Genomic DNA, 13,459 nt, shown 5'->3' on the forward strand with positions numbered 1-13,459 from the left:
CACCACCGGTCCGCCTCGGCGCGCGACCCCAGGCCCTCGGCGAGGGCGGCGGGGGAGGGGGCCGCGGGCACCACGATCGCGTCGCGGCCCGGTAGTGCGTGAGCCAGCTGGACGGGGGGTGTGACCATCTCGACCCCGTGGGCCGGAAGGTCGAACCCGCGGAAGAACGGGGAGGCCGCCGCCATGGGGTGCACGGCCGAACACGGGTTCACCAGGAGCCCGTCCGCCAGGTCCTCCGGGATGCCGGTCGCGATATCGCCCATCGGCAGGGTTCGGCACCCGCCACCGATGGTCTCCTGTGCCTCCAGCACGACCACCCGGCGCCCGGCCCTCGCGCACAGCAGCGCGGCGGCCAGGCCGTTGGGGCCGGAGCCCACCACGACGACGTCCGCACGTACGGTCCCCGCCGCGCTCATTCGAAGACCGCCAGACCGTAGGTGCGTCGCAGTTGCTCCAGCAGGTCCTCCTGTGACCGGGCCTGGTCGGCCAGTCCCCGCAGCAGCCGGCCGGTGCCGGGACCGCCGGGTTCGTCGTCGTCGCCGCTGTCTTCGTCGTCGCTGCTGTCATCGTCGTCGCAGTTGTCGTCGTTGCTGACGTCGGGTTCCGCTCCGGACCTCCCGGCAGCGGACGCCGGGCCGTCCGCGACCCACGACGCGGCGAGCAACTCCCACATCGAGCGCTTCGCAACCACGAGGGTGCGCAGCGCCTCCAGGACGGCGAGCCGGGCCAGAGGATCGCGCACCACCGGGCCCACCGGCAGTGCGGTGAGGCTGACCGCGGCGGACCACCGCACCAGACGACGACCCGGGGTCCCCAACGGTGACAGCACCGCCAACAGGCGGGAGGCGGTGTCGATCTCCTCCTCGAACTCCCGGCGCAGCGGAACCAACCGGACCCGGTCCTCCGGATCGACCGCACTGATGCAGCGGTCCAGGACGCTCCGGCCCACCGCGGCGCCGTACAGGTGGGCCCGCAGATACATCGCCACCGCCGACGGGCCGCGTGCCGGTGCCAGCACCGGCAGCCAGGGATCGGGGAAGCGGACCGGCGGCTGGGCCGACCGGGGAGTGCGGGGCATCGGTGCTCCGTTCGTCGCGTGGCGGTGGTCACGGCGGGTCGCCGACCCCCGTCACGGTAGGCGTCCGGGCGCGTACCGGCCACTGCTCGACGCCGGTGACAGGTGCCCTAGACTGGCCGTGCCCGAATTGACACCGAGGAGAACCCACTGTGACAGCATCCGGACGGCCCGTCGTCCTCATCGCCGACAAGCTCGCCCAGTCGACCGTCGACGCGCTCGGCGACGCCGTGGAGGTCCGCTGGGTGGACGGCCCGGATCGCCCCAAGCTGCTCGAGGCGGTCGCCGACGCCGACGCGCTGCTCGTGCGCTCGGCCACCACCGTCGACGCCGAGGTGCTCGCCGCCGCGCCGAACCTCAAGATCATCGGGCGCGCGGGCGTCGGCCTGGACAACGTCGAGATCCCCGCCGCCACCGAGCGCGGCGTCATGGTGGTCAACGCGCCCACCTCCAACATCCACTCGGCCGCCGAGCACGCGGTCGCGCTGCTCATGTCCGCCTGCCGCCAGATCCCGGCCGCGGACCGCACCCTGCGCGAGCACACCTGGAAGCGCAGTTCCTTCAACGGCGTCGAGCTGCTCGGCAAGACCGTCGGCGTCGTGGGCCTGGGCCGCATCGGCCAGCTCGTGGCGCAGCGACTCGCCGCCTTCGAGACCAACCTCATCGCCTACGACCCCTACCTGCCCGCCGCCCGCGCGGCGCAGCTGGGAATCGAGCTGGTCGACATCGACGAGCTGGTCTCCCGCGCCGACATCATCACGATGCACCTGCCCAAGACCAAGGAGACCGCCGGTCTCTTCGACGCCGAGCGGCTGGCCCGTGCCAAGGACGGCGTCGTGATCGTCAACGCCGCCCGCGGCGGTCTGATCGTCGAGGACGCGCTCGTCGACGCCCTGAAGTCCGGCAAGGTCCGCTCCGCGGCGCTCGACGTGTTCGACACCGAGCCGTGCACCGACTCGCCGCTCTTCGAGCTCGAGAACACCGTCGTCACGCCGCACCTCGGCGCCTCCACCAGCGAGGCGCAGGACCGCGCCGGCACCGACGTCGCCCGCAGTGTGCTGCTCGCCCTGCGCGGGGAGTTCGTCCCCGACGCCGTCAACGTCACCGGTGGTCCCGTCGGCGACGAGGTCGCACCCTGGCTCGACCTCGTCCGCAAGCTCGGACTGGTCGCCGGCCACCTGTGCCCGGGTATCCCGACGACCGTCCGGATCGACGTCGCCGGCGAGCTCGCATCCGAGCAGGTCGACGTCCTCGGGCTGGCCGCCCTGCGCGGCATGTTCTCCGCGATCACCGACGAGCCCGCGACCTTCGTCAACGTCGGCCAAATGGCCGAGCAGCGGGGGGTCACCCACTCGGTGGAGACCCACAGCGAGTCCAAGTCCTACCGCAGCACCGTCACCGTCACGGCCGTGGCCGCGGACGGCGCGTCGGCCGATGTCACCGGCACGCTGGCCGGCCTGGATCAGGTGCAGAAGATCGTCCGGATCAACGAGCGCGGGTTCGACCTGCGCGCCGAGGGCCAGAACCTGTTCGTCCACTACTCCGACCGCCCGGGCGTGCTCGGCAAGGTGGGCTCCATCCTCGGCGGGGAGGGCATCGACATCCAGGCCGCAGCACTGAGCCAGGACGCCTCCGGCGAGGGCGCGTCGCTGATCCTGCGGGTCGACCGCACGGTCGCCGAGCCGACCGTCGATCGGATCGTCTCCGAGCTCGACGCCACCGCGACCCAGATCAACCTGGTCTGAGCGGGGACGACGACATCATGAAGCTCGCAGTCATCCCCGGCGACGGTATCGGCGTCGAGGTCACGGCCGAGGCACTGAAGGTGCTCGACGCGCTGATCCCCGGTGTCGAGAAGACCGAATACGACCTCGGCGCGCGCCGGTACCTCCGCAACGGCGAGACCCTGACGGACGCGGACGTGGAGAGCCTCAGAGGCCACGACGCGATCCTGCTGGGCGCCATCGGTGATCCCCGCTCCGTGCCGGCCGGCGTGCTCGAGCGGGGCATGCTGCTCCCGCTGCGGTTCGCACTCGACCACCACGTCAACCTGCGGCCCTCCCGGCTCTTCCCCGGGTCGGCCACCCCGCTGAAGGACCCGGGCGAGATCGACTTCGTCGTCGTCCGCGAGGGCACCGAGGGGCTCTACACCGGTAACGGCGGTGCGATCCGTGTGGGGACACCGCACGAGATCGGTACCGAGACCTCGGTCAACACCCGGTACGGCGTGGAGCGCGTGGTCCGCGACGCGTTCTCCCGTGCGCAGTCGCGGCGCAACAAGCTCACGCTGGTCCACAAGACCAACGTGCTCGTCAACGCCGGTGGGCTGTGGCAGCGCACCGTCGACGAGGTGGCTCCGGAGTTCCCCGGGGTCGAGGTGGACTACTGCCACATCGACGCCGCCACCATCTACATGGTCACCGATCCGTCCCGGTTCGACGTGATCGTCACCGACAACCTCTTCGGCGACATCATCACCGACCTGGCGGCCGCGGTCACCGGAGGCATCGGCACCGCGGCGTCGGGCAACATCGACGCCTCTGGGACCAACCCGTCCATGTTCGAGCCCGTCCACGGTTCGGCCCCGGACATTGCCGGACAGGGCAAGGCGGACCCCACCGCCGCCATCCTGTCCGTGGCACTGCTGCTGCGCCACCTCGGTCACACGGCCGAGGCCGATCGCGTGGAGGAGGCCGTCGAGGCCGACCTCGGCTCGCGCGGCGACGCCCCGATCGTCACCTCCGAGGTGGGCGACCGGATCGTCGCGGCCGTCAGCGGTTAGACCACCGCCCCGCTGACCCCACGTCCGGACCCCGGCCCGCGGGTGTGAATCGCGAGAAGTGATCACACCGCGGGCCGTCGGCGTCCACAGTGGTGGCATGGACGTCGAACTCGCCGAGGTCAGGGATTTCCTCGCGCGCTGTGCCCCCTTCGACGAGCTGCCCGGAGAGGTGCTCGACCGCCTGCCCGCGAGGCTCAGTCAGCGCTACCACCGGCGGGGGACCGTCATTCTGGAGGCGGGGGACGCGAACGACACCCTCCACATCATCCGCACGGGCGCCGTCGAGGTGTGCGACCCGGACGGTGTCCTGCTCGACGCGCGCGACGAGGGTGACTGCTTCGGCTACTCGACGCTGACCGGTTCCGGCCCGTCGCGGTACCGCATGGAGGCCGTCGCGGACACTCTGCTACTCGAGATGCCGCGCGAGGTGTTCGACGAGCTCGCGGCCGCCCACCCCGGGATCCGCGACTTTTTCGGTGCGCGGAGTGATCGGATCCGCCAGGACCTCGCCTCCGCCCGGGTCGCCGCGGCCGGGGGAGACCCCCTGAGCACACCGGTGGGGGATCTCCTCACCCGCGACGCGGTCACCACCGAGCCCGGGACCACCATCCTCGAGGCGGCGCAGATCATGTCGCGGGAGCGCGTCTCCGCGCTGCTGGTGGTGGAGGACGGACGCGTGGTCGGCATCTTCACCGATCGCGACCTGCGCTCGAAGGTGGTCGCGGTTGGTGGCGACACCGCGGCGCCGGTGTCGACGATCATGACCCACGACCCGGTGTCGGTGGACGCCCGGACCCGCGCGTTCGACGCGACCCTGCTCCAGATCGAACGCGGCGTCCATCACCTGCCGGTGTGCGAGGCCGGTGCCCCCGCGGGGATGGTCACGAGCGGGGACCTGCTGCGCCTGGCGCAGTCCGACCCGGTCTATCTGGCCGCGCGGATCTCGCGGGCCCCCGACACCGAGACCGTGGCGGAACTGTCCGCCCGGTTGCTACCGCTGGTCGGCGAGTTCGTCCGGCGGGGCACCACGCCGCGGGATATCGGCCGGGTCGTCACCGCCACCGCCGATGCGGCGACGCGCCGCCTGATCGCGCTGGCGGAGGCCGACCTCGGACCGCCTCCCGTGCCGTACTGCTGGGTGGGACTCGGTTCCCAGGCCCGGGGTGAGCTCGGGGTGTCCAGCGACCAGGACAACGCGCTGATCCTCGACGACGGGGCACACGAGGTCGCCGGCTCCGACGACTACTTCGCGGAGCTCGCCGACCGCGTCTGCACGGGTCTCGACCGGGCGGGCTTCCCGTTCTGTCCCGGTGGGGTGATGGCGACCAACCCGCGGTGGCGGCGGACCTGCGCGGAGTGGGAGGGGACGGTACGGGACTGGGTCGGGGCCCCCGAGGCCGATGCGGTGCTGCACAGCCAGGTGTTCTTCGATCTCCGTCCCGTCCACGGTGAGAGCGGACTCGCCGTCCGCGTCCAGCGCGAGATGCTCCTCCGCTCGAAGGGCAGCCCGCGCTTCCAGGCGCATCTGGCCCGGATCGCGTGTGAGTGGCAACCGCCGCTCGGCTTCCTCCGCGGGCTCGTCGTCGCACGCCGCGGCGAGTACCGCAACACCCTGGACCTCAAGGCCGGGGGGATCGCGCCCGTCGTCCAGATCGCGCGTCTGTACGCCCTGTCCGCGGGGCTGGACGAGGTATCGACGCTCGGCCGTCTCGACGCGGCGGCGAGCGCCGGGGTGATCGCCCGCTCGGACGCGGAGAACCTCATCGAGGCGTTCCGGTTCCTGCGCGGGCTGGCCTTGCGCCACCACGCACGTCAGATCCAGGAGCACTCGGACCTCGACAACAACGTGGACCCGTCGACCCTCGGAACCAAGGACCGCCATCGGCTCCGGGCGGCGTTCCGGATCATCGCGGGAGCGCAGAGCGCGCTGCAGATCCGATACCGGGTCGGGCAGATGTGATGGTCCTGCCACGGCTGACCGCGGCCGGCCGCCGGAGGAGTGCCGCCCGCCGGGCCCCCGACGGGCCACTGCGGCGATTTCTGGAGACACCGCCGCCGGATCCGACCACTCCGCTCGAGGACCTGTCCCTCCTCGCGGTGGACGTCGAGACCACCGGGCTCGATCCCCGGCACGACCGGGTCCTGGCGGTGGGGTTCGTCCCCGTCGACGGGGACCGGATCGTCCTGGGCGGAGCGGGATCGGTTCTGCTGCGTCCCGATCACGGTCCGGACGACGACGACGGGGTGGGGCAGAGTGCCACCGTGCACGGACTCACGGACGACACGATGGCCACCGGGGAGGATGTCGAGGACGTCCTGGACCGGGTGTTCACGGCTCTGACCGGGCGGGTGTTGGTCGCGCACTACTGCCCGATAGAGGTCGACTTCCTGCGAGCGTTGTGTCGGCGCACGTTCGGCATCCGGCCACCACTGGAGTCCGTCGACACCCTGGAACTGCACCGGCGCGTCCTGGGCGGGGGCGTCGACATGGGCTTCACCGCCGACCCGTCGCCCGAGAGGCTGCGGCTCTGGGGTGCTCGCGAGAGGTACGGGTTGCCGCAGTACCGCGCACACGACCCGCTGGTCGACGCCCTCGCCTGCGCCGAGCTGTACCTCGCACAGGTCACCGAGCTCCGCGACCGTGGGGCGCGGACGCTGCGGGACCTGCGGACCGCCTAGGATCGCGGGTATGCGTCTCGCCCGTATCGCCCACCCGCAGGGTTTCGCCTTCGTCGAGGTCCGCGGAGACATGTCCGACCCGTCCTCGCTGACCTGTGCCGAGATCTCCGAGCACCCCTTCGGTACCCCCCAGTTCACCGGCCGCGTATGGCCGCTGGCCGACGTGCGTCTGCTCGCCCCGATCCTGGCCTCCAAGATCGTGTGCGTCGGTAAGAACTACGCCGACCACGCCGAGGAGATGGGGTCGGAGGCCCCGGCCGAGCCCCTGATCTTCCTCAAGCCCAACACGTCGGTCGTCGGCCCCGAGGCATCGATCGCCTACCCGCCGAGTTCGGAGCGGGTCGACCACGAGGGCGAGCTGGCCGTGGTGATCGGGCAGCCGTGCCGGGACGTCGCCGCCGCGCGGGCCCACGAGGTCATCCTCGGCTACACCTGCGCCAACGACGTCACCGCCCGCGACCAGCAGCTCTCGGACGGTCAGTGGACGCGGGGCAAGGGGTACGACACCTTCTGCCCGCTGGGTCCGTGGATCGTCACCGACCTGGACCCCAACGGGCTCGACGTCCGGGTCACCCTCACCCACCCCGACGGCACGTCCGAGGTGCGGCAGGACGGCAACACCTCCCAGTTCATGCACACCGTCGGCGAGATCGTCGAGTACGTCAGCCGGGTCATGACCCTCCTTCCCGGCGATGTGATCCTCACGGGTACCCCGGCAGGGGTCGGCCCGATGCTGCCCGGCGACCGTGTGACGGTCGAGATCGAGGGCATCGGCTCGCTGACGAACCCCGTCGTCGACCGGTAGGTCCGGGCGACCGGCGCCGACCATCGCTCTAGGACGCTCCGAACGCCCTCAGGATGGTGCGGAGTTTGGCGCCGGTCTCGGCGACCTCGTCGTCGGGTTGCGAGTTCGCGACCAGGCCGCCGCCGGCCCAGGCGATCGCTCCCGACCGGTCCGCGTCGATCTCGGCGCACCGGATGGTGACCATCCAGTCGCCGTCTCCGCCGGCGTCCGACCACCCGACGGCCCCGGCGTAGAATCCCCGTTCCCCTTCTATCGCGGCGATGAGCCTCCGGGCCTCGTCCGTCGGTGTCCCGCACACCGCCGGCGTGGGGTGCACGGCGAGGGCGAGGTCCAGCGAGGTGGTGCGGGGGTCGGCGACACGGCCCCGGATACGGGTCCCGAGGTGCCACATCTCGCGGGTGGACGTGAGAGTGGGGCGGTCCGGGATCTCCAGATCCGTGCACAGTGGTTCCAGGGCCCGTGCCAGCGACTCCACCACGAAGGCATGCTCCGAGGCGTCCTTGCCCGACGCCCGCAGGGCGCGGCCCGCGGCCTGGTCCGCGACAGGGTCGGTGGAGCGGGGCGCGGAGCCGGCCAGCGGGTGGCATTCCACCAGATCGCCGCGGCGGCGGACGAGGAGTTCGGGGCTCGAGCCCACCAGGACCCGCCCGGCGTGGACCCCGCCGGCGGGGGAGAGGTCGACGAGGTAGCCGTCCGCCGCCGGGCTGGAGTCGATGAGTGCTGCGCACACGGCGTGGGGGTCGATGGGCTGATCGGCCGACAGCCGGACCGCCCTGGCCAGCACCACCTTGTCGATCTCGCCGGAGCGCACCCCCGCGATCGCGGTCGACACCCTGGCGCGGTGCTCCGAGGACGTGGGGATCTCCCGGGTGACGTGGGTGCGGGTGCGCATCCGGCGGAAGTAGGCGGGGGGCTCCAGTGGGCCGTCGACGCGCACCACCACGTCGGGTTCGACGAGGGCCGCGGGCGCGTCGGGCTCGAAACCGATCGCGCCCACGATCAGTCCACTGGCGCCGGACCGCAGGGCCAGGGCCGCGTCCGCCGGATCCGTGAACGAGTTCAGGGCACCCTGGGTGCGCAGCGAGCCGGTCGGACGGGACAGCAGGAAGTCCGGGGCGGTCACCGGGCGTGCGACGTCGGGTTGGTGCCCAGACGCCACGGCACGCCTCCCTCGATTCGGACTCCTGCGTGGATCGCGCCTCCTCGGACGGCGGCCACGGGTACCCGCCGATCCTAGGCCGGTCCTCGCCGGGGGTGCGAGCCGGGACCGTCACTAGGATGGGCTCCATGACCGCCTCGAACGTCCGCGTCCGCTTCTGTCCGTCCCCCACCGGCACACCCCATGTGGGTCTCGTCCGTACGGCCCTGTTCAACTGGGCCCACGCCCGGCACACGGGTGGCACGTTCGTCTTCCGCATCGAGGACACCGACGCCGCCCGGGATTCGGAGGAGTCGTACCAGTCGCTCCTCGACGCCCTCCGGTGGCTGGGCCTCGACTGGGACGAGGGCCCCGAGGTGGGTGGCCCGTACGCGCCGTACCGCCAGTCCGAGCGGCGCGATCTGCACCTGGACGTGGTGCGCAGGCTGGTCGAGGCGGGGGAGGCGTACGAGTCGTTCTCCACCCCCGAGGAGGTCGAGGCCCGCCACCGGGCCGCCGGGCGGGACCCCAAACTCGGGTACGACGGGTTCGATCGCGGCCTCACGGAGGACCAGAAGCAGGCGTTCCGTGACGAGGGGCGCGGCGCGGTGATCCGGTTGCGGATGCCGGACGAGGATCTCGCCTGGGACGACCTGGTCCGCGGGGAGACCGTGTTCAGGGCGGGCACCGTGCCGGACTTCGCGCTCACGCGGGCCAACGGGATCCCGCTCTACACGTTGGTCAATCCGGTCGACGACGCACTGATGAAGATCACCCACGTCCTCCGGGGCGAGGATCTGCTCAGCTCCACCCCCCGACAGATCGCCCTCTACCGTGCCCTGATGCGGATCGGGGTGGCGGATGACGTCCCCGCGTTCGGGCACCTGCCGTTCGTCATGGGCGACGGCAACAAGAAGCTGTCCAAGCGTGACCCCGAGTCGGACCTGTTCCTCCACCGCGACCGCGGGATGTTGCCGGAGGGGTTGCTCAACTACCTGGCCCTGCTCGGGTGGGGGCTGTCGGATGACCGCGACGTGTTCTCCCTGCAGGAGATGGTCGAGGCGTTCGACGTGCGCCAGGTGAACGCCAACCCGGCCCGCTTCGACCAGAAGAAGGCCGACGCGATCAACGCCGAGCACATCCGGCAGCTGCCGGCCGAGGAGTTCGCCCGCCGCCTGCGCGAGTACCTCGTCGCGCACCCCGACGAGGACGGAGTGACCCTGCCGGAGAGTTTCGACGCCCAGCGGTGGGCGATCGTGGCAGATCTCCTCCAGACCCGCATCGTCGTCCTGTCGGATGCGTGGAAGCTCATCCGGTTCCTCCTCGTGGACGAGGCCGGGTTCACCGTCGACGCCCAGTCTGCGGCCAAGAACCTCAAAGCGGAGTCCCGAGAGGTCGTGGACGCGGCGATCGCGGCGCTGGAAGCAGTCGAGGAGTGGACGACCCCGGCCATCGAGGCCGCACTGTCCGGCGCGCTGGTGGAGGACCTGGGCATCAAGCCGCGCAAGGCCTACGGGCCCGTGCGGGTGGCGGTCACGGGATCGCACATCTCGCCGCCGCTGTTCGAGTCGTTGGAGCTGCTCGGTCGGCAGGCCACACTGTCGCGGCTTAGGTCCGCGCCCGTCGCCGACTAGCTCGGGGTCCGGAAACAGACGGATTGACCAGGCGATTTGCTATTCACCCTCGGTGGTTTGATAGTCTCTTCGAGGCGCCCCGCGAGGGGCGGAAAAGTGAATGCAGTGGCCTATGGTGTAATTGGCAACACAGCGGTTTCTGGTACCGTCGTTCTAGGTTCGAGTCCTGGTAGGCCAGCTGAGCGCGTCGCAGCGCTCGCTACAGCGGATCCCACGCGGATCCGTGTCCTAGCCCCCGTCGTCTAGCGGCCTAGGACGCCGCCCTCTCACGGCGGTAGCGTGGGTTCGAATCCCATCGGGGGTACAGCAGAAGGCGCCCGGAGCACAACGCTCCGGGCGCCTTCCTCGTTGCGGGGGACGGGGGCGGAGTCCAGGGTCGCGGCCGGCCGTCGGCCCCCCGCATGCCGGTCGCCGTTCAGGCCGGGGCCCGGACCGGCCCGGTCACCCTGCCCCGCCCCCGGAGGCGGATGAGATGGCGGGCGTGCTCGTCCAGTGCGTGGTCCTCGGCGGACCCCGGGGCCCACCGGGGCACCGGGGTGGGTCTACCGTCCGGCCCGAGTGCCGCACAGACGGTCAGGCAGTGGGTGGTGAGCGTCCTCTCCGGAGAGGTGGCCTCTCCGGAGCTCACATGGACCGAGACGTGCATGGTCTCGTGACCCGTGTGCAGCAGACGGGCCTCGACCTCCACGACGTGGCCGATCTTCACCGGGTGGTAGAACCGGACACCGCCGGCGTACACCGAGGTGCAGGGGGTACCCGACCACCGGGTGGCGCAGAGGTTCGCCGCATCGTCGATCCAGGACATGATGCGCCCGCCGTGCGCGTTGCCGCCCCAGTTGACGTCCCCGGGTGCCGCGAGGAACCGCAGGGTCGAACGAGGCGCTGTGCCCGCGGCGGAATAGGTCTGCTCCGCCATCGCCCGTTCGATGTCCTTGCGCAGCCCGATGCGCATGACAGCCTCGTCGGACTCGTGGACCTCCAGGCGGGACGCGGGCGTCCAGGGAGGTACGGGGGTGGGCGCGCCGTCGCGGACGGCGATGAAGACCACGAGGCACTCGGCGCAGTGCCGGTAGTCGAGCGTCACGGGATCGCAGGCCCGGACGTCGCACTGGATGTGCATCGACGTCGAACCCGTGTGGACGAGTCGGGCCGAGACCTCGATGAGTTCGCCGGAGACGACCGGGCGGGAGAAGCGGATGTTCCCGACATAGGCGGTGACGGCGTATCCGCCGGACCACCCCGCCGCCAGGGCGTAGGCGGCCTTGTCGATCCACTCGAGGATGCGGCCGGTGTGCACCTGCGTGCCCGTGCCGACATCGGTGGGCGCAGCGAGGAACCGCAGGACGGTCTGACGAGGTGTGGTCACGCTCCGCACGCTAGTGACGGCGCGTGACGGGACGGTTGCCGCGCGTACGGATTCCGTGACGGACTCCTCACCCCCGCGCCGACGGACGGTGAGCCGGGACGTGGGGGCGTGGGAGGAGAATCAGTCCACCGTCTCTTTGAGGGTGTCCTCGCGCACGAACAGCAGCAGCACCGTGGCGACCAGGATGAGCGGCACCACGACGTGGTAGATCGGCACCAACGCGTCGTTGTAGGAACTGACGATCGCGTCGTGCAGGGGCCCGGGCAACGCGGCCAGGATCTCCGGGCTCATGGAGTTGGCCGCACCCGAACCGTTCGAGAAGGTCTCGGCCACCGCGGCGCCCTCGGGACCGAGTTCCGCGGCCGCGGCGGGGACCCGCTCGCCCATGAGATCGGCGAGCCGGCTGACGAACAGCGAACCCACGATCGCCGAACCCATGGTGCCGCCGATCTGGCGGAAGAAGTTGTTGGACGCCGTGGCGGTGCCGACCATCGTGATCGGGAAGGTGTTCTGCACGATCAGCACGAGCAGTTGCATGCACAATCCGAGACCGAAGCCGAACACGAACAGCACCACGCCCAGGTGCACCAGGGTGTCTCCGGCCTCCAGCGAACCGATGAGCCACAGGCCCGCGGCCATGATCACGGTGCCGACCACCGGGTACCACTTGTAACGGCCGGTCCGGCTGACGATGTTGCCCACGATGATGGACGTGCCCATCATGCCGGCCATCATCGGCGTCATCATCAGTCCGGCGGCGGTGGGGCCGAGCCCGTGGACCATCTGGATGTAGGTGGGCAGGTACGCCATGCAGCCGAACATCGCGACACCGACCAGGAGCCCGGCGCCGGTCGAGAGCGAGAAGTTCCGCTCGGCGAACAGCGTCATGGGGATCAGCGGGTGTTCCGAGCGCAACTCGACCAGGACGAACGCGACCGCGCACACGACGAACAGGGCGCCCATGCCGAGGATCATCGGGTCCGTCCAGTCGTACCGGTTACCGCCCCAGGAGGAGATGAGGATCAGAGCGGTGGTGCCGGTGGCCATGAGGACCGTGCCGGGCCAGTCGGTTCGTCGACCGGCGCCACGATTCGGCAGGCGGAGCCAGACCACGGCCACGACGAGGGCGACCAGGCACACGGGGAGGTTGAACCACAGGGCCCAGCGCCAGCCGGGGCCCTCGGTGAAGAACCCGCCGAGCAGGGGGCCCAGAACGGAGGACAGTCCGAAGACGGCGCCCAGCACGCCCATGTACCGGCCGCGCTGCCGGGCGGGGACGACGTCGGCGACGATCGCCTGGGAGAGCACCATGAGACCACCGCCACCGAGGCCCTGGATCGCGCGGGCCACGATGAGCAGGTCGATGTCCCACGCGACCGCGCCCAGAAGAGAGCCCGCCGAGAACAGGAGGATCGCGGTCACGAAGAGCGGCTTGCGGCCGATCTGGTCGCCGAGTTTGCCGTAGACCGGCAGGCCGATCGTCATGGTGAGCAGGTAGACGGTGATGACCCAGCTCATCCGGTCGACCCCACCGAGGTCGGCCACGATGGTCGGCAGTGCCGTGGCGAAGATCATCTGGCCCAGGGAGACGATGAGCATCCCGAGCAGCAGGGAGGTGAACACCAGCGGCACGTTGTGGGTCACCGGCGCCGGAGCCGCGGAGGTCGTGGTTCCCGAATCGGCGCCGGGGGAGGGCGCGCTAGTGCGGATATCGGTTTCGCTCATGCGGGACTCCCGGCGGGATGTGAGGCGGAGGGTGCGGTGGGCGCCGTGGCGGGGGGTGCGGTGGTGTCGGGTGCCGTGGTGTCGGGTGCCCCCGCGAGCAGGGCGAGTTGCCGCAGCGCGGTGGCGCAGTCACCGTCGAGGTCCTCGAAGGTGGCGGAGTCGCGGGCGAGCCACGCGGACAGCCCGAGGTTCGCCGATGCCGCGACCAGGGCCACGCAGGCCCGGGCCTCGGCCTCGACCGCCACCCCGGCCAGC

11 protein-coding genes, 2 tRNA genes and 1 pseudogene are annotated in these 13,459 nt (G+C 71.1%); 8 read left to right on the forward strand and 6 right to left on the reverse strand.

Translation table 11 applies throughout. The features are described from left to right. Together G6023_RS07345 and G6023_RS07350 are read right to left on the reverse strand one after the other, a co-directional pair. On the reverse strand, positions 1-416 hold a 416-nt coding region (locus tag G6023_RS07345; RefSeq protein WP_182634755.1), incomplete at its 3' end, for an FAD-dependent oxidoreductase. Then, positions 413-1,078, reverse strand: a complete 666-nt coding sequence (locus G6023_RS07350; protein WP_182634757.1) for a hypothetical protein — start codon at positions 1,076-1,078, stop codon at positions 413-415. The genes G6023_RS07345 and G6023_RS07350, both read right to left, overlap by 4 nt. A gap of 149 nt (positions 1,079-1,227) precedes the next feature. On the opposite strand from G6023_RS07350, the gene serA reads away from it, so the two are divergent. From serA to G6023_RS07375, 5 genes are all read left to right on the forward strand, one after another. Further along, entirely contained in the window at positions 1,228-2,820 is a 1,593-nt protein-coding gene (serA, locus tag G6023_RS07355; RefSeq protein ID WP_067718235.1) for a phosphoglycerate dehydrogenase, read from the forward strand. A 17-nt stretch (positions 2,821-2,837) separates the two neighbouring features. Beyond that, entirely contained in the window at positions 2,838-3,857 is a 1,020-nt protein-coding gene (locus tag G6023_RS07360) for a 3-isopropylmalate dehydrogenase (RefSeq protein WP_182634759.1), read from the forward strand. Between the two features lie 97 nt (positions 3,858-3,954). Beyond that, complete coding sequence (locus G6023_RS07365; protein WP_182634761.1) at positions 3,955-5,817, forward strand: putative nucleotidyltransferase substrate binding domain-containing protein; 1,863 nt, start codon at positions 3,955-3,957, stop codon at positions 5,815-5,817. After that, positions 5,817-6,536, forward strand: coding sequence for an exonuclease domain-containing protein (locus G6023_RS07370; RefSeq protein ID WP_119192420.1), 720 nt, complete (start codon positions 5,817-5,819; stop codon positions 6,534-6,536). Before G6023_RS07365 ends, G6023_RS07370 begins: the two co-directional genes overlap by 1 nt. A gap of 10 nt (positions 6,537-6,546) precedes the next feature. Further along, entirely contained in the window at positions 6,547-7,341 is a 795-nt protein-coding gene (locus G6023_RS07375) for a fumarylacetoacetate hydrolase family protein (RefSeq protein ID WP_182634764.1), read from the forward strand. A gap of 28 nt (positions 7,342-7,369) precedes the next feature. On the opposite strand, the gene G6023_RS07380 is transcribed toward G6023_RS07375, so the two are convergent. Further along, positions 7,370-8,500 (reverse strand): isochorismate synthase, encoded by a 1,131-nt coding sequence (locus tag G6023_RS07380; RefSeq protein ID WP_182634766.1) that lies wholly within the window; start codon positions 8,498-8,500, stop codon positions 7,370-7,372. Between the two features lie 128 nt (positions 8,501-8,628). On the opposite strand from G6023_RS07380, the gene gltX reads away from it, so the two are divergent. The 3 genes from gltX (at position 8,629) to G6023_RS07395 (ending at position 10,417) form a co-directional block, all read left to right on the forward strand. Then, positions 8,629-10,113, forward strand: a complete 1,485-nt coding sequence (gene gltX / locus G6023_RS07385) for a glutamate--tRNA ligase (RefSeq protein ID WP_067718220.1) — start codon at positions 8,629-8,631, stop codon at positions 10,111-10,113. Between the two features lie 106 nt (positions 10,114-10,219). After that, positions 10,220-10,291, forward strand: a tRNA-Gln gene (locus tag G6023_RS07390). A gap of 53 nt (positions 10,292-10,344) precedes the next feature. Continuing rightward, a tRNA-Glu gene (locus G6023_RS07395) sits at positions 10,345-10,417 on the forward strand. Positions 10,418-10,528: 111 nt separating this feature from the next. Here the strand turns inward: G6023_RS07395 and G6023_RS07400 are convergent. From G6023_RS07400 to G6023_RS15945, 3 genes and pseudogenes are all read right to left on the reverse strand, one after another. Continuing rightward, the gene (locus G6023_RS07400; RefSeq protein WP_182634768.1) at positions 10,529-11,479 is read right to left on the reverse strand and encodes an acyl-CoA thioesterase; all 951 of its coding nucleotides are present in this window, start codon (positions 11,477-11,479) and stop codon (positions 10,529-10,531) included. A gap of 120 nt (positions 11,480-11,599) precedes the next feature. After that, positions 11,600-13,204, reverse strand: a complete 1,605-nt coding sequence (locus G6023_RS07405; RefSeq protein WP_132061037.1) for an MDR family MFS transporter — start codon at positions 13,202-13,204, stop codon at positions 11,600-11,602. Next, a pseudogene (locus G6023_RS15945) lies at positions 13,201-13,459 on the reverse strand (hypothetical protein); the annotation flags it as partial. The pseudogene G6023_RS15945 and the gene G6023_RS07405, both read right to left, overlap by 4 nt.

Source organism: Dietzia sp. DQ11-71, from assembly GCF_014144995.1.
Taxonomy (GTDB): Bacteria; Actinomycetota; Actinomycetes; order Mycobacteriales; family Mycobacteriaceae; genus Dietzia; species Dietzia kunjamensis.